Raw genomic sequence first — 26,392 nt, forward strand, 5'->3', positions numbered from 1 at the left:
ATAGCAGTTTATAAGGATACTTTACACTATTTCTTAAAATAGTCCTACTGCTTTCCCGTCTTCTGATACATCCATGTTGTTTGCCGCCGGAACTTTTGGCAGCCCTGGCATCGTCATCACATCACCTGTAAGAGCGACAATAAAACCAGCACCGATCGAAGGTTTTAGTTCTCTTATCGTTATCGTAAAGTTTTCTGGACGGCCGAGTTTTTTCGGATCATCTGAGAAGGAATATTGAGTTTTAGCCATACAAACCGGCAATTGATCCCACCCGAAATCAGTGTACTGCTTCATTTGTTTTACAGCTTTTGGTGAGAACTGTACTTCTCCTGCTCCATACACTTTTTTACAGATCGTCTCAATTTTTTCTTGTAAAGAAACGTTTAGTTCGTAAAGAGGTTTGTAGTTATTCTCTTCTGTTTCTATGGTTTCTAACACTCTATTCGCTAATGCTTCTCCACCTTGTCCGCCTTTAGCCCAAACATCAGCTTCTTCAGCAGCAACACCTTTAGAGTTGCACCAATCTTTTATAAAAGCAACCTCTTCGTCAGTGTCAGTTACAAATTTGTTGATAGCTACAACAACAGGAACCCCAAATTCTTTTAACGTTTCTAAATGTTTCTGGAGGTTAGGCATACCTTTTTGAAGTGCTTCTAAGTCAGGATTCTTTAAATATTCTTTTGCAAGACCGCCATGCATCTTAAGCGCTCTTACTGTAGCAACAATAACAACTGCACTTGGATTGATACCAGCATATCGCGCTTTAATATCCAAGAACTTCTCCGCTCCAAGATCAGCACCGAATCCAGCTTCTGTTACGACCATCTCACCAAGTTTAGAAGCTAACTTTGTCGCGATCACGCTGTTACACCCATGAGCAATATTAGCAAACGGTCCACCATGAACAAGTGCCGGCGTGTTTTCTAATGTTTGTACAATATTCGGGCGAATCGCATCTTTTAAAAGTAATGTAAGAGCACCATGAGCATTCAGATGTCCAGCGGTTACAGGCTGATTGTCATGATCAAACGCCACTACCATCTTAGAAAGTCTCATCTTCAAGTCTTCTAGATCATTAGCCAGACAGAAGATCGCCATCACTTCTGATGCTACGGTAATATCGAATCCATCTTCTCGCGGTACACCTTGAACAGGTCCACCTAAGCCGATGACAATCTTTCTTAATGCTCGATCGTTCATATCTAACGCACGCTTCCAAAGGATTCGGCGTGGATCTATATTCAATTCATTCCCTTGATGTATATGGTTATCGATTAATGCAGCTAATGCGTTATTAGCAGTTGTAATAGCATGCAGGTCTCCTGTAAAGTGCAGATTGATATCTTCCATCGGCATCACTTGAGAGTATCCTCCACCAGCTGCACCACCTTTAATACCCATGCTAGGGCCGAGTGATGGTTCACGTAAAGCGATAATCGTTTTCTTTCCAACTCGATTGAGTGCTTGTCCAAGCCCCACGGTTACTGTAGACTTGCCCTCTCCTGCTGGTGTTGGACTAATCGCTGTAACTAAGACTACTTTTCCATCTTCAACATTCTGAAGCTTTTGAAACAGATCTAATGAGAGCTTTCCTTTGTATCTTCCATAAGGTTCCCAATCATCTTCTTCAATTCCTAGTTGTCCTACAATTTCTTCGATTCGCAGCATTTTCGCTGATTGGGCAATCTCGATATCACTTTTGAACGTAACCTTTTCTAGCATGTTGATTTAACCCTCCATCATATGTAATTGACTCCACTCTCTATTGTATATGAAACAAGTATGTGATGCGATTAGTTTTTCTATTACAACTTCTAATCCTATAGTTTACTTGCTAAGAGGTTATCGTATAATAAGAATGGAAAGATATACTAAGTGTTTATTTTAAGGAGGCAGGTAAAATGGCAAAAATTGATGTGCGTGGATTTGGTACATATGAGATTGAGAATGGCAAAAAACTTGTAAATGCACTTGAAGACAACGGAATTGACATCCTACACCGCTGTGGAGGCAAAGCAAAATGTACAACATGCCGAGTGGAAGTATTGTCAGGTGATCTAGGTCCGATCGGAGAAAATGAAGCTAATATTATCGCTACGAAGGGTCTATCAGGTAATGTAAGATTATCTTGCCAGATTTGTGTGAGTGAAGATGCATCGATCAATCCAGTTCTTACGGTAACATCAGAAGGATTAGACGCTGGACCTCGACCAGCAGAAGAGTGTTAGTCTAGATTCTAAGTAATTAAAAAAGGCCATTATTTTGGCCTTTTTTTAATGCAAATCATTCACTTTGAAAGGACAAACTAAACTAAGAATGTTGATTTTGAATGTTTATTTTCTCTTCCTAGGAATGTTGATTGGAGCGCAAGGTTGCCGACTCCTATGGGACGAGCGGTCAGTCCAAAAAGTGGAAGTGGCGCGTTCAGCCCCGACAAGCAAAAGGTGAATGGGTTTGAAGGCGCACTTTGCCTTCTGAGCCATTTAACTTTTGACCTCGAGGGGCTAGCCACTGTAACTAGTCAGGTGGAGACTCCTAATGGCACGAAGTGGCAGGAGGCTCACCGTTCGCCCCATGGAAAGCGAGCAACCTGGAGCGGAAATCAACCACTTTCATAGAAAACTTACTCACCTTCTGCCTTCCCACTCTTCAAAAAACTGCTCTAGAAAGTTTTCTAAAAAGGCATGCCGGTCATCTGCTAGTTTTTTTGCATAAGGAGTATTCATCCCATGCTTTAACTTTAACAGCTTTTCGTAGAAGTGATTTATAGCTGTACTTCTTTCATTGCGATATTGCTCTTTGGTCATCGTTTCTCGAACAGGTATCTCAGGATCATACATCAACTGTCCCTTCGCTCCAGAATAAGCGAATGTTCTACCGATTCCTATTGCTCCGATCGCGTCTAAGCGGTCTGCGTCCTGAACGACTTTACCTTCAACTGATTCCATCTCTTTTCCGTTACCGCCTTTAAATGACATCGTAGAGATGATTGACAATATGTGCGTGATGTAAGGTTCCTCGACAGAAATAGATTCTAACCAATTTTTCACTTCTTGAAGTCCTTCTTCTTCAGTTCCTGCAATTTTTTCATCTGCTATATCATGAAGAAGTGCCGCCATCACACATACAAAGTGATCTGCACCTTCTTTTTCTGCAATGTTCAGAGACAGATTTTTAACACGATAGATATGATACCAGTCATGTCCACTGCTCTCGTTTCTTAACTTATCTTTTACAAACTTCTCTGTCTGTTGAATTATCTTCTGTTTCATGCTTACCCCACTGTATAAGAATGTTTTCTTTCGTTGTTGGTTTGCAGCTGATCTAGTAGTTCATACGCTTTTTGCTTTGAGGTGATATTTTCGTTAACTAAAGACTCTAATATAGCGATAAAGTAACTTCCGTCAAACGATAACTGTTTAATTAATGTAACTTCTAATGCTATCTTCACTTGAGATTCACTTGCATCTGTATAGTGTTTTCCAAAGTCCACAAAATGAAGGTCTCCATCATTAAGACGAAAACCTTTTGAAGCTAATAATGCTATATAGTCGCCTAGAACGTTCTCATTCATTTCTACCTCAACCCCAAAATCAAAAGATTCTAGTAAATTGTACCAGTAACATTCAGGAATTATCAATGACTTCTTTCTTCGCTTGTATGATCTTTCCGTTTAATGCTTGTGTTACGAGATGATCGGCATCTTTGTTCTTGTTTCTAGCCACCCATTCATATACAGGTTCGATCTGAAGTTTCTTCAATAGTGTTTCGATTTTATCTGCCCAGTTCTGGAGGTTCGTTTCATAACAAGGCCATTCCCCTTTTAATTGCTCTATGACAACCTTTGAATCTCCTTGAATTCTAACTTCTTCATATTGAACTCCAAGTTCTTCAAGTTCTTTTACAGCGATCCACAATGCAGCATATTCCGATTCATTATTCGATTCAATATTGGTTAGACTTGCATTCTTTTTAATACGATAGGTTATACCGTTTTGAGAGAAATGAACAATAATACCTTGACCACTTGTTCCCGTCTCTGACTTGAAACCTCCATCAAAATAAATGGAAATATCTTTTGGTTCTTCTTTTTTGACTTGTGTTAATTTAGTCAGCTCTTTCTTCGACCACGTTACACCTTTCGTATCGATAAAGACCATTTCAGATACTCTTCCAGTCTTCTCTATATCAGTTGCCGTAAAAAGTGCTTCTGTTAACGACATAGGATCAGAAACAAATCGAATCTTAAAGGGGGATTTAGGATGTTTATACATATACTCTATTGAGAAGTTCATAGTAATCTCCTTTTTGTTTTTTATAAAGTCCTTTATAATACGAATATAATCATATAGAGGAGAGAAAGAATTGATAGAGATATACATTGATGGTGCAAGTGCAGGTGATCCCGGACTTTCCGGAGCTGGCGTATATGTAAAAGTCGGAAACGGCACTACACATTCGTATCGTTTTCCAATCGGTACGATGAGTAACCATGAAGCGGAATTTAGAGCTCTTATACATGGTTTAGAATTATGTATCGAACATAATTGGAGAATCGTATCGTTCCGCACAGACTCACAAGCAGTTGAGAGCGCGGTGGATAAAAGATTTGCAAAAGATAAACGTTATACCAAACTTTTAGAAGAAGCTCTAAATCTTTCAGAGCAATTGGATCTGTTCTTTATTAAGTGGATTCCTTCAAAGCAAAATAAGATTGCAGACGAACTTGCCCGACAGGCCATTCAATTAAACAAGAGACCGACAGATGTTTAGAAAGACTTGGTTTGCCGACTTCAATCTACTCCTTGTAGCTCTGATCTGGGGTTCGACTTTCGTTATCGTCCAGAAAGCAATCGCGTTCTTAGAACCTTATTCATTTAATAGCGTACGTTTTTCCATTGCCGCTATAACATTATTGCTAATTATCTTCTTGTTTAACCGTTCGTCACTCAGTCATTTTACAGACAGGAGGATATGGATCAGCGGTATCATACTTGGCTTTTGGCTATTTTTAGGATACGGATTTCAGACAGTAGGATTATTATATACCACGTCTTCCAAAGCTGGGTTCATAACAGGATTAAGTGTTGTCTTGGTGCCTTTATTCAGTTATTTATTGTTAAAGAACAAACTGAATTGGCAAGTAGGAATTAGCTCTATAATAGCTGTACTCGGTTTATATTTATTAACGATCCACAACAGCCTTTCGTTGAACACTGGCGATGGTTATGTTCTATTATGTGCTATTTCATTTGCTCTTCATATCGTGTTCACAGGAAAGTTTGCTTCATCATACAACGCTATATGTCTCACCATTATCCAACTTTTGACCGTTGCTCTATTTAGTTTTATAACTGCCATCATGATGGAAGATTGGCAGCAGATGTTCACGGCCAAGTTGGTTCAACAGCCGGAAGTAATCAGTGCTCTCTTGATCACCTCATTCTTTGCAACAGCTCTAGCTTTTTTGGCTCAAACACACTTTCAATCGTTTACAACGCCTGCAAGAGTGGCTTTAATCTTTGCGATGGAACCTGTTTTTGCGGCACTTACTGCTTATATCATGCTAAATGAACGACTGGGTTTAAAATCATTGATTGGTTGCGGGTTGATTTTATTCGGCATGATTTTATCTGAAATTAAGTTCAAAAAGAAGTTGATAAAACGCAAACAAAAAGAGTGGGATCTTATTTAACCCACTCTTATTTCAATCTCTAATTCTTCTAATGCGCTTCGAACACTCTGTTTATCTAAAATATATCGGCATTCCTCTAAGTCTCTGTCGACTACTTCAGGAACATCAGTAAAAATCGTACATAAATCTTTACTAAGAACAGCCATCTCGCGCCCTGCTTCGAGTTTTTTCAAATACCTCTTATATCTAGGATCTAAATTCTCGAAATTTTCATAGATCGATTCAACAGCACCATATTGTTGTATGAGTGGAAGTGCAGCTTTATCGCCAACTCCCGCTACCCCAGGAATATTATCACTTTTATCGCCTAGTAAAGCTTTTACATCGATCCACTGAGCAGGTGTTATTCCATACTCTTCCTGGAAGTGATTCAGCGTATATTTTAGCTCATCTCTTTTTACTGTAATAAGCTGTGAAGTCTTCTCGCAAAGGAGCTGCAAAAGATCGCGATCGTTGCTGTAGATGATACATTCTCCGTCACGTTCGTTTCGCCAGCGATATGCCAGTGTACCGATGATATCATCCGCTTCATATCTAGGAATCGTAAGCTGTGTGATTCCGATGTTATCAAAAAGTTGAACAAGTGTCTCAAATTGCTGGATAAGTGGTTCAGGCAACTCGTTTCTTGTCCCTTTGTAATCAGCAAATTTTTCTCTTCGGAGTGTTTCATCGCGTTTAACATCCCAAGCAACAACAATATGAGAAGGCTCATGATCTCGAACGAGCATAAGCAGTTTCTGAATGGTAACGCGTATGGCATTCGTAAACTGCCCTTTTGAGTTTCGAGGAAGATCATGCATTTCTTTTCCATAAGCTGTAGCAAAATAACATCTGCTAAGCAGATTGAATCCATCGATTAACAGTAATACTTCTTTCTTTTCCATCTTCTTTTTATCCCCCGGTAAAAATATGTTATGAAAAAAGCGCATTTTACATGTGATGTAAAATACGCTTGTTGTCGTTTAAGTAAAATCCGCTCTGCCGTGGCTTTATATGCCTTTGGAACCTGATTTCTCAGGTGGGTATCCGCAGCTGCCGTTACAGCCTTCCAAGTCGAATGCTAGGCTTGACTGTCTGACAGATCATATTGGATTCCCGTCATTAGCACATAGGTTAAAGACATGGAAAAGCCACGAACATCGCAGAATTTTATTATACTACCAGTTTCTTAAGAAGTAAAATCATTTTGTTTTTTTGCCGTGATGCATCTTTTCCACTTCCATCTCAGCATAAGACGCAAATTCCGTTTGGTTGTCTGCACCGTTTTCTTTCACGTTATTATTGCGCTGTGCATTAGCGTTGGCTTTTTTCTGTTTACCCATAATGTATCCCTCCTTTTTCTTACTATGGCTAAATGAAATAAAAATATAACTTACATAATTTTTCCTTGATTGGTTAAGTTAAGACTAAAAAGGAGGGTTTCTTAAAAATGGCAAATCCTTATTTATGTCCAAACTGTAAGACGAACCGAACGCGTTTTAACGTGATCGAACAAAGCCCTGTAGCGGTTAAGCTTGATCCATCCACTGGTGATGTAGTTCAACAATACGAAGATGGTGAGTTGGATATGTTCCATCTTCCGTATAAAGGTTCAGAACGACTGATTCAGTGCGGAGCATGTGGCATCGTGGGAGAAGAAGAGATGTATATCAAACGTGCACAAAGTAATCCAAGAGCATAGAAAAAAGACTGCCGTTATACATTGCGGCAGTCTTTTTCCTAATGGTTGTCAGCTGCAGGAAGTTTTAACGGGACTTCTACCTTTTCTTGTAAAGGATAAATTTTTGCTATATTTGAAAGAGTAATGGTGAGGTCACCCTTCGGAAGACCATCATGAAAAAATAATAAGAACCCCGATTGCTCACTATCGTACGTTTGCATCACATCAAAATTTTGCAGTGTTTCTCCTGACGAATTTTTTATCGTGACGAGGTTGTTCAAAAAACGTTCTTCGTTATGGATCCTATTCTCATTATAGTTGGGTTGAAAATAAAGATATTCTTCTTGTCCTACATTTTCTACTTTGCTCTCGATAGAAAACCGAATTCCTTTTTCGTTATTGGAAACATCATTTTCAATTCCTCTGTAAATCACTTTATAATCACTATCGTTAGCGACAACTTCATTTCTTGTTATATCTTTTTCAGGATTGCTTGCAAATTGCTCAAGATCTTGTTTAGATACCGGAAATGTATACGATTTGTCCGTTCTATGAACGGAGTGTGTAAACGACAATTTTAAATGATCTGAATCGTCCATATTAAGAAGGTCATCTAGAGCAGAATACGTTTCCATATAGTACCCTGAACCTTCATTTTCTGTGATATCTGCATGTAACGTGTAATTATCCTGTCCATTTTCAATGGTTCCAAATAGAGAAACAAGATCTTTAATATTTGAGTCCAACTTGATTCTTGATCCCATTTGATAGATTTCAAACTTATCCAAGTGAACTTCTTCGTTGTTGTAAAGCTGCAGAGATCGATCAATTTTTTCGGCAGCAAGAACAGGAGGCAGTTCAAAAACATTATGAGGTCTGACTTTAAAAGTTAAGTGATCTAACTTCATCTTCCCTTTGTTTGAAGTCAATGTTGGGTTCAGAAGCTTAACCGTCTCACTGCTAAAGACCTCTTTCCAATCTTCATCTGTTTCAATGTTATCATATTGCGCATGTACCATCACGGACCGGTATAATTTATGTTTGTACACAACACCACCGATCGCGCCTTCTCCTTCATAGATATCGGTAGGAAAACGAAAAGTCTTTCCCTTCTTGGATGTGATCTCAACTTGATTAACCGATAATCGAGGAATATCACTCTCCTCTTTATCCCGTTCTACAAGGTCTACACTATATAAAATGTACAGCTGTTGTCCGAAGTTATAGGTTCTTTCTACCTGAAACTTTCGCTGATTATTCGCTAACGGTATAGAGATCTGACTGTTTTTTAATAGCTTGAAATGATCGGCAAACTTAAGGTCGCTGAATTTTGATTTCTCTGTATCCATAAGTTCTTCCCAATCTTCCATCACAACAAAATTTTCATCGTTAACTTTCCACGTTGGCTCTGCGCTTTTTTCATATTGCGTGTAAATGACAAATGCAATTAACAGCAAAAGCCCAATGATGATCTTATTTCGCTTGGTGCTCAAAGTAACCTGTCTCCTTTACCACTTTCATCATTTGTTCAGTTCACGATCATGATGTTCTTATACTTAATGTCCACCGGATTTTTAAGAGGCTTTAAATAAGAGAGATTTGATAAAGTAATCGTCAAGTCACTCTCAGGAATTAAGATTGGTTTCATCTCACCGTTTTCCATCTCTTCTTTGTTATAAAACGTGATATAGTAGGTGGCTTTGTTTTCTTCTTCTGAACTATGTACTTCGAAGTTATTAATTCTCGTTTTCTTCTCATCTGAAATCGAGATAATATTGTTTTTATACACCCGTTCGTAATCGTCAGGTACTTCGGCATTACTATAATAATGATCGGGATCCAGGCGCAGGTGATGTAAATGCTGACTAGAATCCGTGAATATGCTCAACCTAATTCTAGGGCTCCCCTCAAACATGGTCATGCCTTCATAACGTATAACCGTATTACCTATCTTTAAAATTTCTTGGCTCTTTAATACCGGTTGATTTGTATTAGCTAAAAACGTTTCAATATCTTTCTTTGGAATTGTCCATGAGAAAGAACGAGGATCTTTATGTACAGAAGAAGTAAAAGTGACAGACCTTTCTTTTTTCTTGTTAACATCTCCTGGCATATCATAGATGGGAACGTAAAACCCGTTTTTATTAGTCCCTAGAATCCCATATGTCAAAGGTTGGTCTTGTAATTTATTTTCTTTGCTAGCAAATCCGATTAAACTTACATCATTTGGGATTTCTACGCTTAGTCTTTGTTCATAAAGTAAAGCATCAATTGATTTGATCTTTACTTTTTTGTTATCACCATATGTAAACGTTTGATCGATCGGTTCACTTTTCAATACTGTTGAATAAGGATCTTCTGAAGGAACCGTTAACCCAATATCTTGAATCGAGTCTATCCCTTTATCTTTAGAAGAAATCGTAAGGTCCTGTAATCGAACGATATGAGCTTTTGAAACGATCGACCAATCGTTCTCTGAAGAATCGAACATACTCGGCATCAGCATCATGGAGCGGTATAAACGGTGCTTATAAACGAATCCTTCGTCTCTAGTTCCCGGCTGCCCCATCTCTTCACCAGCCTTGAGCACGAGTTCCTTACCCTCTTTTGTCTGAAACTGCATGTTTTTAACAGAGAGCCTCGGAATATGATACTCGTCCTTATCTCTTTCTTTAACATCCACACTGTATAATAGATACATGCGTCCATTCATGTTCCAGAGCTTTTCAATCTTTAACGTTCGATACGATTCTTTTAGCGTCACTGTCTTGTTTACGTCTTTAAGAAAACCGTATTTATCTATCATCTCTAATTCATCGAACTTGATATATTCTCTTTTCATTCCATCCTTGAATGTGTTTACGACCGAAAATTCTTCCTTATTTACTGTCCAAGTTGGTTCAGCACTTTTTTCGTATTGTGTATAAACAACGAATCCTCCAATTAAGACAGAACCGATCAATAGTTTTTTAATGATTTGCAAGTCGTACAGCCCCTTTAGCATCTATACCATCATATTAGCATAATTTTCCGAATTTTCATTCCGTTAATATCCATTAATTTGAAAAAACGCTCGAAATAATAAAGTAACCTCGTCTGAAGAGACGAGGTTACAATCAGTATTTATGACGATACCATTTCACTGACCTTCGTGAGCTGTTTCTCAATCACGTTCAAACCTTTAAGAAGCTGTTCATCAGAGATTACGAGTGGAGAGAGAATACGGATAACGTTACTGTAAAGACCAGCCCCCATAATGGCTACTCCATTTTGGTTACAAAGTGCAATGATTTTTTTCGCACGATCCGGGTCAGGTGTTTTCGTCACTTTATCTTTCACGATCTCGAGTGCACACATGGCTCCTATACCTCTGACATCACCGATAAATTCGTATTGGTCTCTCCATTTTGAAAAGGTATTGGTGATCATTTCACCAATCTGATTTGCTCTTGTCAACAATCCTTCTTCTTCAATCATTGAGATAACCTCTAACGCGGCAACACATCCTAATGGACTTCCTCCATAGGTACCCCCGATTTCACCTGGCGCTGGTGCATCCATGATTTCCGCTCTGCCTGTTACAGCTGAGATCGGCAGGCCTGCCGCTATCGATTTTGACATCGTCATGAGGTCTGGGACAACATCAAAATGTTCCATCGCAAACATTTTTCCTGTACGACCGAAGCCAGTCTGTATCTCATCAGCGATTAACAGGATATTGTATTTATCACAAATCTCGCGAAGACCTTTAACGAATGTTTTCGAAGGAATAACGAATCCACCCTCCCCTTGAACGGGTTCAAAGATGATCGCTGCAATTTCCTCAGGTGGAACCTCGCCTAAGAAGAAGTCTTCGAATTTCTTTAAGATCGCTCTATCGGTTTCCTCCACATTACGATCTTCTCGGTAATAATATGGATAGGGCATCTTATACGTTTCTGGCGCAAAAGGTCCAAACTCAAACTTGTATGGTTTTACTTTGCTTGTTAAACTCATGGCGAGCAACGTCCTGCCGTGAAATCCTCGTTCGAATGAGATGATGGCTTTTCTGCCTGTGAATTTTCTGGAGATCTTAACAGCGTTTTCTACAGCTTCTGCACCACTGTTTAAAAAGAACGTTTTCTTATGATGGTCTCCTGGTGTGATGTCGTTTAATTTTTCTGCAAGCTGAACGTAAGGTTCGTACATCATCACGTGAAAACATGGGTGAATATATTTTTCTACTTGGTTTTTTAGGGCTTCAACTACTCTAGGCGGACAATGACCAACGTTTAATGTTCCGATTGCTCCAGCAAAATCAATATATTCGTTACCATCTACATCAACCATCGTACTTCCGCTAGCATGATCCACAAAATTCAAGACCGTATTAAAAGGACCTCTTGGGACGTTTAATTCTTTTCGCTTTAATAACTCTTCTGATTTCTTCATCTATTCTCGCCTCCACACCAGTCATAGATCGTTAAAGCTATGATCTCAGCAGCTTCCATGATCTTCGAAATCTCAATATATTCGTTTGGATAATGTGCGACCCCTGTAACTCCTGGCCCGAACACGATCGCCGGAGTGTCGCCGACATGAGATAATAAGCCGCCATCAGTTCCCCATGGAGACGCTTCGATGATGGGTTGCTCTCCAACTACATCTTCAAAATTCTTTAAGAGCATGTTCATGAGAGGATGTTGTGTTTCAATCAAACCTGGCAGCCACTGTGCACCAAACCATTCTACAGAGATCTTATGCTCTTCTAGCCACGGGTCTGAAACATTTAATAGATAGCTCTGAAGTTCGTTTTTTACTTCTTCCAATGTTTCATTAGGAGCAACGCCTATTCTTCCTTCAATTTCAACCGTATCTGGAACAGACGACGGCCAGTTTCCTCCTGAGATCTTCCCTACATTGATCGGAACGGGGATGGGAATATCTTTGTATAGAGGATCTGTCACTCTATCATTTCTGATGATTTCCAATTGTTTAATAGCATCTAGTACGACTACCGCTTTTTCGATAGCACTAACTCCTTCATAGCGAGTTCCCCCATGTGCCGCTTTTCCTTTTACGGTTAGCCGGAACCACATAGAACCTTGCTGAGCAGGAAAGATCTTCATATTCGTAGGTTCGGGAATAATGGCAGCATCTGCTTTGTACCCTCGTAAAACTGCAGCGAGCGTTCCTGCACCGCCACTCTCTTCTTCTATGACACTATGAAAGAGTAGATCGCCTTTTAACTGAACCCCTGTTTCTTTAAGTGCTTGAATGGCTAGTAAGAGGGAGAGGTTTCCACCTTTCATATCTGTTGATCCTCTGCCGTAGAGTCTACCATCTATTATTTTGCCACTGTAAGGCGGATCGTTCCATTGGTTAATATCACCTTCTGGCACGACATCCACATGACCGTTTAGAACAAGTGAACGCCCGTTTCCTTTTCCCCGCCAGATTCCAACAACATTAGGACTTGTACTGAAATCTGTCCGGCTTGCACAAAAATTAGGATGTTTCGCTAACTCTTCTCCATCCGGATACCACATATCAACCTCGAGTCCCATTTCCTCAAGTTTTCTTGCAATCAATTTTTGTACACCCGTTTCATTTCCAGTCGTGCTCGCTTCTTGAACCGTTTTTTGTAAAAAATGAATGGCGTTTTCTTGTTCGCCCATCAACCAGTTTGAGAGTTTTTCTTTAACTAACATATTTTACCTCCCTAACTTCTCATTGGAAAACAGATATGTGTTCATCTACAACAATAGAAGCACCTGTTGTCTGGATAACTTCCTCTACCGTATATGGGCTCATGATCTCACGAAGATAAAGTTTTCCATCTTCACAGTGAAAAACGGCTTTCTCTGTGATAATCATGTCTGCGCCTTCCTTGACCGTAAGCGGAAGAGAGCAGTCTTTAACAATCTTAGGATTTCCGTACTTATCCGTATGGTTCATTAAAATAATGACTTTCTTTGCTTTTTGTGCAAGATCGATCGCTCCACCCATTCCAGGAACCCGCTTTCCTGGGACGATCCAATTTGCTATATCTCCTTTTTCACTCACTTCTAGTGCTCCTAATATGGTTACATCAAGCAATCCCTTTCTAATGATTCCGAATGCCGTGGCGCTGTCAAAGTAAGAAGCTCCTGGCTTGATGGAAACTGGATATCCTCCGGCATTCGATAGGTTACCATCTTCACTTCCTGCTTGTGGTGACCCACCCATGCCTAAGATACCGTTTTCTGTATGCAGCATTATATGTAGGTCTTTTTCAATATAATCTGCAACAAGCGTGGGAATACCGATTCCAAGGTTAACGATCATTCCATTACTTATTTCGAGGGCTGCCCTTCTTGCGATCCTGTGCCTTGTTTCAGTTCCCAAACCCATTTCCAGTCCACTCCTTTACTCTGAATGATATAGTCTATAAAGACGCCTGGCGTAACGATCTCTTCCGGATTAAGGGAACCTACGGGAACGATCTCTTCTACTTCTGCGATTGTTATTTGTCCCGCCATAGCCACGAGTGGATTCGTATTTCGAGCGCTCTTATCATAGATGAGATTTCCATACCGATCGGCTTTTTTGGCATAAACGATCGCCACGTCAGCCGTTAAAGCTGGTTCGATCATGTATTCTTTGTTCTTGACCAAGACTTTTTCTTTGTTCGCTTCAACAACCGTTCCTAGACCAACATCTACTAAAATACCGCCAAGTCCCATACCTCCAGCTCTTATTTTTTCAGCAAGTGTACCCTGCGGAACAAATTCCACTTCTAGGGACCCATCTTGCATCTGTTTACCCGCTTCAGGGTTTGAGCCGATATGAGAAGCGATTAATTTTTTTACCCTTTTTTCCGTGATCAGCTTACCGGGTCCGATCCAAGGGAAACCCGTATCGTTACTTATCAGAAAGATATCATTAATATCTTTTTCTAAAATGAGATTAACAAGAGTTGGAGGAGCACCCACTCCTCCAAAGCCGCCGACCATAAGTGACATGCCATTATGAAAATAAGAAGAGGCACTTTCTAGTGTGATCTGTTTATCAACACCTTTGGCCATTCACAACACCTCTTTCAGCTAGTTGCTTCTGTAATATATAAACCTTCTTTAATGAGCAGGGTAGTCAGTTCACCAATGGATTGATCTAGAATATCCATGATATCTGTGATCTGTTCTTTCGTAACGTTCAACGGCGGAGACAAAAGAATTGAGTCTCCAGAAAATCCAGTTACTCCCCCTACCGCAGGATAAACAAGCAAGCCGTTTTCAAAACAGATAGATAACAGTCGATCGGTAACTTTTGTAGTGATCTCAAAAGGTTCTCGTGTGATCGGATTTTTAACAAATTCAATGCCACATAACAAACCCTTGCCTCTTACATCACCGATTAACGGGTACTTCCATTGAAGTCGCTGTAGATGATTGATCAGATACTGTCCCATAACCCGAGCATTGTCCTGAAGTTTATTTCGTTCCATATAATCAATAACAGCAAGGCAAACAGCAGCAGATTGTGGATTTGCGCTAAACGTGTGTCCGCTCATCACTACTTTACTTCCTGCTTCGATCACGTTCATAATTCGGTCTGAAACGATGGTCGCGGCCATCGGTGTATAGCCTGCACTCATGCCTTTTCCTATCGCAATAATGTCAGGAGTTACATTCCAATGTTCCATCGCGAACATTTTCCCCGTACGGCCCATGCCTGTCATTACTTCATCAGCGATCAGTAAAATATTATATTTATCACAGATCTCTCTAATTTTTCCGAAGTATTCGTCTGGTGGTACGATCGCTCCTCCAGATGCGCCGATGATCGGTTCCGCGATAAAAGCAGCGATCTGATCTGGTCCGATGGCTTGAATCGATGATTCTAAGTCATCTGCACATTTCACACCGCAACCAGGGTATGTTTCTTTTAATGGGCACTGGTAACAATAAGGTGGATGTGCAGCAGGAAAATCTTCCAGCAATGATGTGAACCGTTGTCGTCTTAGTTTGTGACCGGACATTGACAGTGCGCCAAGTGTTATTCCATGATAACTGGTCCATCGGGATATCATTTTTGTTTTCGTCATGTTTCCTTGTTCTTGAAAATACTGAATAGCAACCTTAAGTGCTGTCTCGGTTGCTTCTGATCCACTATTTACAAAGAACACTGAATTCAAATCTCCTGGCGCATAATGAGCTATTTTTTCCGCTAATTGTTCTGCCGCTTCACTTGTAAACTGCGAACGGTAAACGAAAGATACATGATTTGCTTGATTCCACATGGCTTCAGCAACTTCATGTACTCCGTGACCGATATTACACGTGATCGCACCTGACGAGCCATCAATATATTGCTTTCCGTCTTTATCGTATAAATAGATTCCTTTGCCATGACTGATAACAGGGTAAGCGCTTCCTAGAACCGGTTTGATGAGATGTGATTTTCTCATAAAAAAGGCTCCTTCCTCATGAGGGTTAAAAAGGGAATATCACTATTAAAACAAGGCTGTTTCGTAAACATTGTTGTCAAAAGACCAATCTTTTAAGAAACAGCCTAAAACAAGATACTCCCTTACTCTACTGATGTTACAACTTAAAATAATTTTTCTTTAAAAACCTCGGTATGCTCATTAATTCTGTATAGGAAATCGTTGAATCTATCTTCTTTGTATCTATTAACATGAGTTGATCTTCAATTTCATCTACAATATGATCTTCTTGATATTCCATACCGCAAGAAGAACAGGATACAGAAGGGATTACAGTTATTTGGACGGCTCTTGAACCATCCGGCAGTTCCCAATACCCTGTCAATCCTGCCTGCTCTGCTTCTTCATTCTCACACCATAAGCACTTCATGTTATCCTCCTCTCTATGCATTTCTTTCTTCAGTAGTCGCTGAAATTCCTTCGTCTTTTGTCTGTTCAAACTTATATTTTTTCTCTTTCAATTCATCACGTTTGTCACGCTTATCTTTTAATGAACTATGCTCCGGATTCGTATCATAATCTTCTCTTCGTTCAAGGCGTTTTAATCCTTCCGGAACCAGGTTGAACGCTTCATCGCTCATGAGTGCCGAAACTCCGATCGCAGGTTTGATGTGATCGGTTCCCATCACTTCATTGAAATAAGCGTCCGCTGTTCCAGCTTGATAGTTCTGAGGCTCAGGATAAGAAGTAATCACACCTTCAAAATTACGAAGCACTACCTTTTCTGGTGATTGAGAGATGAGATAGTTTGGCTGAACAGCTATCTTCCCTCCGCCTCCTGGAGCATCTACTACGAATGTTGGAACAGCGTAACCAGAAGTATGACCACGCAAACCTTCTATAATCTCTAAACCTTTAGAAACAGGTGCACGGAAATGACCTATTCCTTCAGACAGATCACATTGGTAGATATAATATGGTCTTACTCTAATTTTCACTAGATCATGCATCAGCTTTTTCATAATTGGAACACTATCATTGATTCCTGCAAGAATAACAGATTGATTGCCTACAGGAACTCCGGCATTCGCAAGCATCTCACAGGCTTTTTTAGATTCTTCTGTAATTTCGATCGAAGTGTTGAAATGCGTGTTCAACCAAACTGGGTGATATTTCTTTAAAATATTGCATAGGTTTTCTGTAATTCTTTGCGGGAAAACGACTGGAGCACGTGTTCCAATCCGAATGATCTCAAGATGAGGTATTTCTCTTAAGTTCTTTAATATATATTCTAAGATGTTGTCATTAATTAATAACCCGTCGCCGCCTGAGATCAAACAGTCCCTAACTTGTGGATTGTTTCGAATATAGTTAATGGCTGCATCCAATTGTTTCTTTGGTACACCCATACCAATCTGCCCAGAAAAACGTCTTCTCGTACAATAACGGCAATACATGGAGCACTGATTCGTTACAAGGAAAAGAACACGGTCAGGATAGCGATGTGTAAGACCTGGAACAGGCGAATCTTCATCTTCATGTAAAGGATCTTCCAAGTCATATTTCGTCTTTAAGATCTCCTTACCGATCGGAACGGACTGCATACGAATCGGACATCTAGGGTCATCTTGATCCATGAGCCATGCATAATAAGGTGTAATGTTTAACGGTATTGTCATCGTGGAGATCTTAACGCCTTCTTCTTCTTCAGGCGTCAAGTTAATGATGCTCTTAAGATCTTTTAAATTTCTGATGGTGTTAGTCAGCTGCCAAAGCCAATCATTCCATTGGTCTTCTGTAACATCTTTCCATAATTCAAATTCACTCCAATGTTTCTTTGGTTTGAATAATCCATTCACTACAGGCATTCTAATGACCTCCTTTATTTCTACACTGTTAATTCATGCAAGAATCGTGCCAAGTTACAGAAAGTTCAGAATATAACTATTTATCCTATAGTTTATGCATCATCTTTACAATATGGGCCGATTAATAAAACAAAAATGAACTGCCGAAAATTCAGCAGTTCATTTTTGTTTTATTTTATATTGCAGAGTTTGTCTAGGTACTCCTAAAATTTTTGCAGCTTGAAGAATATTGCCAGAAGTATGTTGGAGTGCCATCTCTATGATCTGTTTTTCATAATCTCCTAGTGCCTGTCTCAATGAAGGTATGGTTGTTAATTCTTTTCTAAATCCTGCATCAAGTTCATTATTGATCGTTACATGTCTTGGAAGTAATGATACCTCGATCAATGAATCATCTTCAGCGAAATTCATACAGTGCTCGATCGCATGCTTGAGTTCTCGAACATTGCCTGGCCAAGAATAACGTTTTATGAGATTTTCAGCTTCAGGTGTAACTCCTCGTACCTTTTTTCCAAAGTTAAGATTAAAATAGTCTACAAAATGTTTCACTAAGAATGCAATATCCCCTTTTCTTTGCCTTAACGGGGGCAGTTCAAAATAAACAACATTCAATCGATAATAAAGGTCCCTTCGCAGCTTTCCTTTATCCATACAAAGATCCGGTCGTTCGTTTAACGCAGAAATAATCCTAACATCCACGCTTCGAGAAACATGACTTCCTATCCGCTCTACTACACCTTCTTGTACGACCCTCAAGAGCTTTGCTTGCAATTCAACTGGCATTGAATTGAGTTCATCTAAGAATAAAGTGCCTCCATCTGCTAGTTCAAACACTCCTGGCCGATCGATGGCACCAGTAAAACTGCCTTTTGTTGTTCCGAATAATATCCCTTCAAGCAGAGGTCCCGGAATCGCGGCGCAGTTTTGAACGACAAACGGATGGGACGCACGTTTAGAAGAATTGTGTATCGCTTGAACAAACATCTCTTTACCAGTGCCTGTTTCTCCATATAACATGATCGGCGAGTTGGTTTGAGAAGCTTGGTTACATTGTAATTTAACCTCTTTTAGCTCGGGATCGTCCGTGATGATATCAGTAAAATGATAAGCAGCAAACGGTTGATCTTTATTTGTTTTTTTCTTAACTTTCATCTTTTTTTGCAGATCGATCAGCTGTTCAGAAAGCACTTTTATTTTCGATAGATCTTTCGCTACCTCAACAGCACCTATCAGTTCTCCATTCAACCAGAGTGGCAGCGTAGAATTCACCGTATCGATCTGTTTACCTTTGCGATTCGTGTAGGATTGATGTTCATTATAGATGGGTTTACCTGTTTCTATTACTTTGATTAGTGTGCTTGTTTCCTTTGTTAGAGATGGAAACGCATCAAGTACATGATGATGATGAACCTCGTCTGATGTTAAACCATCTAATGATGCAGCCACCGAATTATAAAAAATAGTAATTCCATCTGCATCAACTACATGTATACCCTCATCGATCGTCTTTAATATGGCATTTAAAGTTTCTGCTGTTTCTAATGATTTAGATATCATAAAGATCACCACCAAGAGTGCTTAAATTTTGTCACTATATGCCTAAAATTCGGCACTCATTTCGATAAATCCTTCACCCAAATGTTCATATCTTCGTATTTATCAAAAATTTTACAGTTATTCGCTAGTCTTCCTTTAAATATGTAGCTTCTTTGATGAAAAACGGCATTCATACCAAAAGAGAGGGCTCTAGCGATGGAATAGGAACAATAAATATTTCTTTGAAATAAATCTTTTTCAAGCTGATCAATCAGATGCTTCATAAGACCAAATTTTCGGTGCTCTGGGGTTGTCGCACAATCTGTGATTTCAGCGTTATGATACGTCCCATTGACGTCTGCAGAAGCAGCACTAACGATTCTTTTATCATGCTCAATAACACAAAATAATGTGCCTGATTGAATCATCTTCCGTACATACTCTGGATCGTTCATCGGTGTAGGATACACTTGGAATACGTTCCCATACAGCTCTGCAAGAGAATTTGCATCCCCTATGTCAGCCATTCTTAAAGAATAGTTGCTTTGAAGAGGCTGATTTTTTGATCCTGTTCCTATCTTTAATACATCTTTTAAAATACGATCTTCATCTACCCAATACGCGCTGTTTCTTCTGTCATTTGTAAGGTATTTACACATAGCGAATGCTGAGGCACCATTAAAATATCCACTAAACTCTCCTTCATTAATATAACCGAGCTCTTGCCAAAGAGAGAGATCATCTCTTTTCGATTTAACAATGATCTTATGAAATCCATTAATTACCGCTTCTTCTTCAAGCCATTCTGATAAAGAGTTGACGTTTCCTCGATAATCGTCTGCTCGTATGCGTTCGCTGTAAAAATCAAAACATGTATCTGCGATAAAATGAGTCCTATTGATTCTTTTGTTTTGGTAGTATGTGGTCTGCATGGTTTTGCCTCCTATAATGTCCTTTTCATAACTTCAATAATATATGCTTAGAATCCTGCACAAAAAACCACCCTCTGTTTTAGGGTGGTTTCATCTTAGGCTGTTAAGTTAAGATTGCATACGTATATCAAGTTGTTTTGAACTAGTTGATTACCGCTCACACTTGCTCTCTTTTCATGGAGCGTGCAGTGAACTTCCTGCCGAAACGCGCCTTTAGTAGCAACTGCAAAACGTGCAGCAATCTTTTAGAACAAACCGGATGTATATCATAAAGCTCTATGCGGAAGTTTCCAATTGAGTTTCAGTGACAACATTCTAAACACAACTAATGAAACAAAAAGAATCATATATTCCACAGTGCTATTAACAATATTTAGACCAACAACTAATCCGCCTAATAAAGCCCATACTGCATATATTTCTTCACGCAATACGACCGGCTTTCGGCCAGCCAAGACGTCACGAATCATCCCTCCGCCAATACCTGTTAGGATTGCAGCAACAATAACCGCACTTATAGGATGATTCATGCTTGAAGCAGCGATCGCACCTTGAATCGCAAATGCTGAAAGGCCGATGGCATCAAAAAAGTGAAGGCTCCTCTTCGAAAATTGTATCATGCCCTCTGGCATAAAGAATACGATCCCCATAGAGGCAAGTGCTGATTTTAAAAGAAGTCCTTGCTCCCAAATCGTATCTACAGGGAGACCGATCAACACATTACGCAATATTCCTCCGCCAAATGCCGTGACGAGCCCTAAAATAAAGACGCCTAGAATATCATAATCTTCTTCCATTGCAACTAATGCACCTGAAATGGCAAATGCGATCGTTCCAATGACGTTTAATAAATCCCAAGTCAAACCCTTTCTTCCTCTCCAATCAATATGTTCCGTATTGAATCTTATAAGGTTCTCGGCCGACTGGCAAGCATTATTTACTAAAACTTCTCAAAACATCTATCGTGCTGATCGGGACAGAACAGCTGCCAATGTCTCCATGGAAAACTTCTCCGTTACGGAACCCGTGAAAATCACTACCTGCTGTTTTTATTAAGGAGTGCTTATCTGCTAGTTCTTCATAAAAAGCAACTTGCTTCCTCGTATGATCAGGGTGATTATACTCAAGTCCAACCAAGCCGTTCTTACTTAAGATTGGAATGAGTTCATCTGCTCCGTAAATGCCAGGATGAGCTAGTACAGGAACTCCCTTGGCTTTCTTGATCAATTGGATCGCTTCGATCGGAGAGATACGGTCCGTTGAAGCATAAGCAGGTTTTCCTTTTCCTAAATACTTTTCAAAAGCTTCAGGAAGAGATTTTACGATTTCTTTTTCCATTAGAATCTCTGCAATGTGCCCTCTTCCTACATTTCCTTTGCCATGTCTTTTCGCTTCTAACTCAGATTCCTTTACGGGAATTCCAAGGTTGTTTAAATTTTCAAGGATCATTCTATTTCTTTTATCTCTGACAGAAGTGAGCCTGCTTAATGCTTTTAAAAAGTCATCATCTTCATAATCAATAAAATAGCCTAATACATGAATATCTTGACCTTCGTATAAAGTGCTTATCTCAATACCTGGAATACAAGTAAAACCTTCATGATTTTTAGCTTCTAACATCGCTTCAGGAATTCCATTAACTGTATCATGATCTGTGATCGCTATCGCGCCTAGACCTTTTTCAACCGCTCGCCTAATATTTGAAGCAGGAGATAAGGTCCCGTCAGATGCTGTAGTATGGGTATGTAAATCGCTTAGTTTCATTTTCATCTCCTAAAATCATTTTTTAATTACGGTACGTGAAATTTTATTTAGTGACTTCTTTTATTATTGGATTTTCATCATAGCTGATCCAATCACTCCAGCTGCCAGCATATAAAGCTTTATTTGTGATTCCCGCTTCATCCATTGCCAGTATGTTGACGCAGGCCGTTACACCAGAACCGCAATATACAACAACAGATTTGCTTTCATTCATTCCACTATACTTCGCTTCTAGTTCTTGTCGGCTTTTCCACCACCCCGGTTTTTGTATATGACTTTCCCAAGGGATGTTTATCGCATTAGGTATATGACCACCCACATGATCGATAGGCTCGAACTCTCCTGTATATCGTTTGAATTCTCGGGCATCGACGATAAGTGTATCCTCTTTGTTCATTTCACGTAATACGTCTTCTATGCTTTTCAACATTTCAACTCTCACTTTTGGAGTAAAATGTGCAGGTTTTTCTATAGGCATTTTACTTGAGATGGCATATCCTTTTTCTTTATAGTGTGTATAGCCGCCTTGCATGACATAAACGTTATCGTGTCCTAAGTATTTCAAAATCCACCAAAGTCTTGCAGCCATGCTGCCTGATTGATCATCATAGGCGACTACAATTTTTTCTTGGTCAACACCACAACGGCTAAAAAATTGTGATAGTATGTTTACGGAAGGTAATGGATGACGACCACCATGGGCTGAAACGGCTCTTGAGAGATGTTGCTCAAGATCCACATAAATTGCAGATTCGATATGATCGTTCTTATACAGTTCATGCCCTTTTTGCGGTTCAGCTAATGAGAACCTGCAATCAAAGATCACGATATCAGCACTGTTCACCTTTTGGTTCACCCATTCAGGACTTACGAAATTTGACATATTTGACCTCCTGTATTATGAAGTGGTTCGTTATTTTAACTTCATCTAGGGAAAGCTGTAACTATTAGAACAGATAGAAAGAAGTGACGTACAGATGATACATAGTATTCCTAACGCATCCATCGTATTGTTCGGAGCGACTGGTGACCTTGCTCACAGAAAACTTTTTCCCGCTCTTTATCAATTGTATCAAAAGGGACATATGAAAGAGAACTTTTCTGTTGTAGGTGTTTCAAGAAAAGAATTCTCTCATGAAGAGTTTCAAGCTGAAGTTGCGTCTGCTATTCATGAACATGCAAAAGGTGCAGATCGACAAATCGTAGAAAAGTTTGCTTCCCATTTTTATTATTTAAAGATGGATGTAACGAGTGAAGCAAGCTATCATGAGTTAGAAGAGCTGTTGAATGTGCTCGACAGAGATTATCAAACGAATGGAAATCGCCTGTATTATCTTGCGATGGCTCCTAAGTTCTTCGGAACGATTCCTACTTTCTTAAAATCAGAAGGAATCACGAATACAGAAGGTTGGCAACGTATCGTTATCGAAAAACCATTCGGTAATGACTTGCCTTCAGCAACGAAATTAAATGAAGAGATTCAACAAAGTTTCAATGAGAATGATATTTACCGTATCGATCACTATCTTGGAAAAGAGATGGTTCAGAACATCCAAGTGATCCGTTTCGGAAATGCCATCTTTGAATCCATCTGGAACAATAAATATATTGATTCTGTTCAGATTACATCAAGTGAAACATTAGGTGTTGAAGACCGAGCCGGTTATTATGAAAAATCAGGTGCCCTGCTTGATATGGTACAAAACCATATGCTTCAAATGGTCATGATGGTGGCAATGGAACCGCCTGGTGAATTGAAACCTGAACACATACGAGACGAAAAAGTTAAAGTTCTTCGATCATTGCGCTTCTTTTCAGAAGAAGAGGTGAAGAAGAATGTGATCCGCGGACAATATTCAGAAGGAAATATGAACGGAGATCAAGTTCCTGGTTATATGAACGAAGATAACGTAGATCCAGAGTCTCGAACCGAAACTTTTGTAGCAGCTAAGCTATTCATTGATAATTTCCGATGGACAGGCGTTCCTTTCTATATTCGTACAGGTAAACGTATGGCTGTAAAATCTACAGAGATCGTTATTCAATTTAAACAGGGTCCGATGGCACTTTATCATGCGAACACAGAAAATTATCAGCCTAACTTGTTAAGAATTCATGTTCAACCGGATGAAGGTGTTAGCCTTACACTTAATGCAAAACCAAAAGGTGATACTCCTGATCTCTTGCCGATCGATATGACTTACAACAATAATAGTACAGCAGAAATGAACTCACCTGAAGCATACGAGAAGCTTCTGCACGATTGTCTTCTTGGTAACTCTACTTATTTCACGCGATGGGATGAAGTAGCACTCAGCTGGGACTTTATTGACCGCATCACTAAATCGTGGCAAGACGGAACCGGTTCTAAGCTCACACACTATCCATCAGGAAGCATGGGGCCTGAAGAAGCAGACGAACTATTAAAAGCTGACGGACATTCTTGGTGGGAACCTACAAAAGTAAGAGAGGAATGTTAATTCATGAAAATATTTGATGTCTCTTTACCGATTTTTGAGGGAATGCCAGTCTATAAGAACAAACCTGAAAAACAACCCGAGTTCAAAACAGCACAAAATGCTCATGTAACAGAAACACGCATCTCAATGGATGTTCATACAGGAACACATGTTGATGCTCCGCTGCACATGGTTCCTGGCGGTGATACGATCGAAACTCTTCCGATCGAAAAATTGGTTCGAAAAGCTAAAGTTATCGATCTAACAGGTTCTACTGGTTTTATTTCGGCTGAAGATCTGGCTGATAAAGATATTCAAAAAGATGATTTTGTCTTATTTAAAACAAAAAATTCATGGGACACCGAGTTCAATTTTGAATTCATATATGTAAACAGTGATGCAGCTAAAGTGTTAGCTGAAATCGGTATAGCAGGTGTTGGAATTGACGCATTAGGGGTAGAGAGAGCACAAGAAAACCATCCTACTCACAAACAGCTATTTCAAAACAACATCATCATTATCGAAGGACTTCAGTTAAAAGAAGTTCCTGAAGGGGAATATCTAATGGTCGCTGCTCCTCTAAAAATAAGAGGTCTTGATGCATCTCCTGCAAGAATCGTACTTATTGAACAATAATAAAAAACAAGGGCTTGCATAGCTCCACATGCAATGCCCTTGTTTTTTTGTTAATTGATTCTTATTCTAAAGCAGGTTTTAATTTCTTAGTGTGATTAGGATCTTTCTTTTCTTCATCTCCCCCACCTTTTTTCTTCTCAGGTTTGATAGCAAAAAATGCAGCGATCGCTCCAATAATACTCACTCCTGCAGAAGTATAAAAAACAATCTCATGTGACTGTTTCATGAGAATAGCATAGATCGGTGGTCCGAGGGCTACACCAACAAATCTCATCGAACTATAGATCGAAGTGATCGTCCCTCTAGCTTCTTTTTCAATTCCTTCTGTGATTAACGCATCTAAACTTGGCAGAGCCGCACCAATTCCTATACCTGCCACAAAAAGTGCACCTAAAAGAAAATAGACGTTTTCTGTAAACGTGATTAAAAAGACAGAGCCACCCAAAAGCGCCATAGAGATAAACGTACACCACTTCATGATGATTTTATTTTGTTTGATCTTTTTACCTGCAATAAATGAAGAGATCGACAGAGCTAATAACGGAACAGCGATCACCAGCCCTTTCATGACTCCCTTTACACCATACTTCTCTTCTAATATGGTCGATAGATAAAACAAGATACCAAACAGAACAAACATGATAATGCCACCGATTAAAAAAATGGCGAAGAGCCATCTTCCTTCGTTATGGAAAATTTTCTTTACGTTTTGTAAGTATTCTTTAAAAGGTTGTTTTTCTTGATCCTTTTTTGGCACTTTAACTAAGAACATGACTAACAAGATAGAAACAATACAAAATACAGGAATGAGCCAGAACGGTAAAAACCAAACGATCGTTGCAAGAAATGCCCCTAGAATAGGACTTAATACTTTACCGACTGTATTGGATGTTTCGATCAATCCTAAACCTGAACTCACTTCTTCTTCATCCTTAAACATGTCCCCTACTAATGGTAGGACGACTGGTGCAGCTCCTGAAGAACCAACACCTTGAAAAAATCTTCCAATAAGTATAAAAGTAAATGCATGATCAGATTGCCATGCCGCCCAACCACATATCAATCCTCCGATTCCGGCTATAAAAAGACTAGGGATGATTACTTTTTTACGCCCAAAACGGTCCGACAAATATCCAGCGATCGGTATTAACAGAATAGCAACGATCGAATACACCGTAATGATCAGCGAAACCTGAAAAGAGCTTATATTTAATTCTTTACCGATCTCAGGCAAAACGGGTATGAGCATAGAATTCCCCAATGTCATCACAAGGGGAATGGATGCGAGTGCAAGTAAGTCCCACTTTTTCTTTGCTTCCATAATTTCCTCCAAAACCGTACTATTACATCTTTAGTATTGTAAAAAGTCAAAAAACCATACAAGAAAATCCACCCATTGACTCAAGAAACGAATTAAAGCTACACTAATGGCAAC

Annotated in this window: 27 protein-coding genes and 1 other RNA gene; 6 read left to right on the forward strand and 22 right to left on the reverse strand. The window is 39.5% G+C overall.

Features of this window, described 5'->3' with window-relative positions; all coding sequences use genetic code 11:
- Positions 1 to 33 precede the first annotated feature (33 nt).
- Positions 34 to 1,722, reverse strand: a complete 1,689-nt coding sequence (locus H9648_RS08650; protein ID WP_191753496.1) for a formate--tetrahydrofolate ligase — start codon at positions 1,720 to 1,722, stop codon at positions 34 to 36.
- A gap of 179 nt (positions 1,723 to 1,901) precedes the next feature.
- On the opposite strand from H9648_RS08650, the gene H9648_RS08655 reads away from it, so the two are divergent.
- Positions 1,902 to 2,228 carry a 2Fe-2S iron-sulfur cluster-binding protein gene (locus tag H9648_RS08655; protein WP_137789531.1) on the forward strand — a complete coding sequence of 109 codons (327 nt, stop codon included), beginning with the start codon at positions 1,902 to 1,904 and terminating at the stop codon, positions 2,226 to 2,228.
- 399 nt (positions 2,229 to 2,627) lie between these two features.
- Here the strand turns inward: H9648_RS08655 and H9648_RS08660 are convergent, their stop codons facing one another.
- Genes H9648_RS08660 through H9648_RS08670 form a run of 3 tightly spaced genes read right to left on the reverse strand, consistent with a single transcriptional unit; the run spans position 2,628 to position 4,295 of the window.
- Positions 2,628 to 3,272: an HD domain-containing protein gene (locus H9648_RS08660; RefSeq protein WP_191753497.1), complete on the reverse strand. Its 645-nt coding sequence runs from the start codon at positions 3,270 to 3,272 to the stop codon at positions 2,628 to 2,630.
- Between the two features lie 2 nt (positions 3,273 to 3,274).
- Complete coding sequence (locus tag H9648_RS08665; RefSeq protein WP_191753498.1) at positions 3,275 to 3,574, reverse strand: DUF6123 family protein; 300 nt, start codon at positions 3,572 to 3,574, stop codon at positions 3,275 to 3,277.
- 52 nt (positions 3,575 to 3,626) lie between these two features.
- Positions 3,627 to 4,295 carry a reverse transcriptase-like protein gene (locus tag H9648_RS08670; protein ID WP_191753499.1) on the reverse strand — a complete coding sequence of 223 codons (669 nt, stop codon included), beginning with the start codon at positions 4,293 to 4,295 and terminating at the stop codon, positions 3,627 to 3,629.
- Between the two features lie 70 nt (positions 4,296 to 4,365).
- On the opposite strand from H9648_RS08670, the gene H9648_RS08675 reads away from it, so the two are divergent.
- Together H9648_RS08675 and H9648_RS08680 are read left to right on the forward strand one after the other, a co-directional pair.
- Positions 4,366 to 4,773: a reverse transcriptase-like protein gene (locus H9648_RS08675; RefSeq protein ID WP_191753500.1), complete on the forward strand. Its 408-nt coding sequence runs from the start codon at positions 4,366 to 4,368 to the stop codon at positions 4,771 to 4,773.
- Positions 4,766 to 5,695, forward strand: coding sequence for a DMT family transporter (locus H9648_RS08680; RefSeq protein ID WP_191753501.1), 930 nt, complete (start codon positions 4,766 to 4,768; stop codon positions 5,693 to 5,695). The genes H9648_RS08675 and H9648_RS08680 overlap by 8 nt, the downstream gene beginning before the upstream one ends.
- Here H9648_RS08680 and H9648_RS08685 read toward each other — a convergent pair.
- From H9648_RS08685 to H9648_RS08695, 3 genes are all read right to left on the reverse strand, one after another.
- Positions 5,692 to 6,579, reverse strand: coding sequence for a 5'-3' exonuclease (locus H9648_RS08685; RefSeq protein ID WP_191753502.1), 888 nt, complete (start codon positions 6,577 to 6,579; stop codon positions 5,692 to 5,694). The genes H9648_RS08680 and H9648_RS08685 overlap by 4 nt on opposite strands.
- 82 nt (positions 6,580 to 6,661) lie before the next feature.
- Positions 6,662 to 6,846, reverse strand: a non-coding RNA gene (gene ssrS / locus H9648_RS08690) — 6S RNA.
- Positions 6,847 to 6,876: 30 nt separating this feature from the next.
- Entirely contained in the window at positions 6,877 to 7,017 is a 141-nt protein-coding gene (locus tag H9648_RS08695; RefSeq protein WP_171005448.1) for a hypothetical protein, read from the reverse strand.
- A gap of 107 nt (positions 7,018 to 7,124) precedes the next feature.
- Between H9648_RS08695 and H9648_RS08700 the strand changes: the two genes are divergently transcribed.
- Positions 7,125 to 7,376 carry a DNA alkylation repair protein gene (locus tag H9648_RS08700; RefSeq protein WP_191753503.1) on the forward strand — a complete coding sequence of 84 codons (252 nt, stop codon included), beginning with the start codon at positions 7,125 to 7,127 and terminating at the stop codon, positions 7,374 to 7,376.
- Positions 7,377 to 7,414: 38 nt separating this feature from the next.
- On the opposite strand, the gene H9648_RS08705 is transcribed toward H9648_RS08700, so the two are convergent.
- The 14 genes from H9648_RS08705 to H9648_RS08770 all read right to left on the reverse strand — a co-directional run bounded on the left by H9648_RS08705 (position 7,415) and on the right by H9648_RS08770 (position 22,745).
- Positions 7,415 to 8,848: a hypothetical protein gene (locus H9648_RS08705; protein ID WP_191753504.1), complete on the reverse strand. Its 1,434-nt coding sequence runs from the start codon at positions 8,846 to 8,848 to the stop codon at positions 7,415 to 7,417.
- Between the two features lie 35 nt (positions 8,849 to 8,883).
- A complete protein-coding gene (locus H9648_RS08710) occupies positions 8,884 to 10,338 on the reverse strand; it encodes a hypothetical protein (RefSeq protein WP_191753505.1) in 1,455 nt (484 codons plus the stop codon).
- Positions 10,339 to 10,478: 140 nt separating this feature from the next.
- Positions 10,479 to 11,786, reverse strand: coding sequence for a 4-aminobutyrate--2-oxoglutarate transaminase (gene gabT / locus H9648_RS08715; RefSeq protein WP_191753506.1), 1,308 nt, complete (start codon positions 11,784 to 11,786; stop codon positions 10,479 to 10,481).
- Positions 11,783 to 13,045: a peptidase gene (locus H9648_RS08720; RefSeq protein ID WP_191753507.1), complete on the reverse strand. Its 1,263-nt coding sequence runs from the start codon at positions 13,043 to 13,045 to the stop codon at positions 11,783 to 11,785. Before H9648_RS08720 ends, gabT begins: the two co-directional genes overlap by 4 nt.
- Positions 13,046 to 13,064: 19 nt before the next feature.
- Positions 13,065 to 13,727 (reverse strand): 3-oxoacid CoA-transferase subunit B, encoded by a 663-nt coding sequence (locus H9648_RS08725; RefSeq protein WP_191753508.1) that lies wholly within the window; start codon positions 13,725 to 13,727, stop codon positions 13,065 to 13,067.
- The gene (locus tag H9648_RS08730; protein WP_191753509.1) at positions 13,670 to 14,401 is read right to left on the reverse strand and encodes a CoA transferase subunit A; all 732 of its coding nucleotides are present in this window, start codon (positions 14,399 to 14,401) and stop codon (positions 13,670 to 13,672) included. The genes H9648_RS08725 and H9648_RS08730 overlap by 58 nt, the downstream gene beginning before the upstream one ends.
- Before the next feature lie 14 nt (positions 14,402 to 14,415).
- Complete coding sequence (locus H9648_RS08735; protein ID WP_191753510.1) at positions 14,416 to 15,783, reverse strand: aspartate aminotransferase family protein; 1,368 nt, start codon at positions 15,781 to 15,783, stop codon at positions 14,416 to 14,418.
- A 136-nt stretch (positions 15,784 to 15,919) separates the two neighbouring features.
- Positions 15,920 to 16,192, reverse strand: coding sequence for a YokU family protein (locus H9648_RS08740; RefSeq protein WP_191753511.1), 273 nt, complete (start codon positions 16,190 to 16,192; stop codon positions 15,920 to 15,922).
- Positions 16,193 to 16,205: 13 nt separating this feature from the next.
- A complete protein-coding gene (gene kamA / locus H9648_RS08745) occupies positions 16,206 to 17,630 on the reverse strand; it encodes a lysine 2,3-aminomutase (RefSeq protein ID WP_191753512.1) in 1,425 nt (474 codons plus the stop codon).
- Between the two features lie 159 nt (positions 17,631 to 17,789).
- Entirely contained in the window at positions 17,790 to 19,187 is a 1,398-nt protein-coding gene (locus tag H9648_RS08750; protein ID WP_191753513.1) for a sigma-54 interaction domain-containing protein, read from the reverse strand.
- 56 nt (positions 19,188 to 19,243) lie between these two features.
- Positions 19,244 to 20,098 carry a putative beta-lysine N-acetyltransferase gene (gene ablB / locus H9648_RS08755; protein WP_191753514.1) on the reverse strand — a complete coding sequence of 285 codons (855 nt, stop codon included), beginning with the start codon at positions 20,096 to 20,098 and terminating at the stop codon, positions 19,244 to 19,246.
- Between the two features lie 266 nt (positions 20,099 to 20,364).
- Complete coding sequence (locus tag H9648_RS08760; RefSeq protein WP_191753515.1) at positions 20,365 to 20,961, reverse strand: trimeric intracellular cation channel family protein; 597 nt, start codon at positions 20,959 to 20,961, stop codon at positions 20,365 to 20,367.
- A 70-nt stretch (positions 20,962 to 21,031) separates the two neighbouring features.
- Positions 21,032 to 21,862, reverse strand: a complete 831-nt coding sequence (locus H9648_RS08765) for a PHP domain-containing protein (RefSeq protein ID WP_318243504.1) — start codon at positions 21,860 to 21,862, stop codon at positions 21,032 to 21,034.
- 43 nt (positions 21,863 to 21,905) lie between these two features.
- Complete coding sequence (locus H9648_RS08770; RefSeq protein WP_191753517.1) at positions 21,906 to 22,745, reverse strand: sulfurtransferase; 840 nt, start codon at positions 22,743 to 22,745, stop codon at positions 21,906 to 21,908.
- Between the two features lie 94 nt (positions 22,746 to 22,839).
- On the opposite strand from H9648_RS08770, the gene zwf reads away from it, so the two are divergent.
- Together zwf and H9648_RS08780 are read left to right on the forward strand one after the other, a co-directional pair.
- Positions 22,840 to 24,342, forward strand: a complete 1,503-nt coding sequence (gene zwf, locus H9648_RS08775) for a glucose-6-phosphate dehydrogenase (protein WP_191753518.1) — start codon at positions 22,840 to 22,842, stop codon at positions 24,340 to 24,342.
- Between the two features lie 3 nt (positions 24,343 to 24,345).
- Entirely contained in the window at positions 24,346 to 24,957 is a 612-nt protein-coding gene (locus tag H9648_RS08780) for a cyclase family protein (protein WP_191753519.1), read from the forward strand.
- 61 nt (positions 24,958 to 25,018) lie between these two features.
- On the opposite strand, the gene bcbE is transcribed toward H9648_RS08780, so the two are convergent.
- Positions 25,019 to 26,278 carry a bacillibactin exporter BcbE gene (gene bcbE, locus H9648_RS08785; protein WP_191753520.1) on the reverse strand — a complete coding sequence of 420 codons (1,260 nt, stop codon included), beginning with the start codon at positions 26,276 to 26,278 and terminating at the stop codon, positions 25,019 to 25,021.
- Positions 26,279 to 26,392 lie beyond the last annotated feature (114 nt).

The organism is Fictibacillus norfolkensis (genome assembly GCF_014836645.1).
In the GTDB taxonomy this organism is placed as follows: domain Bacteria; phylum Bacillota; class Bacilli; order Bacillales; family Fictibacillaceae; genus Fictibacillus; species Fictibacillus norfolkensis.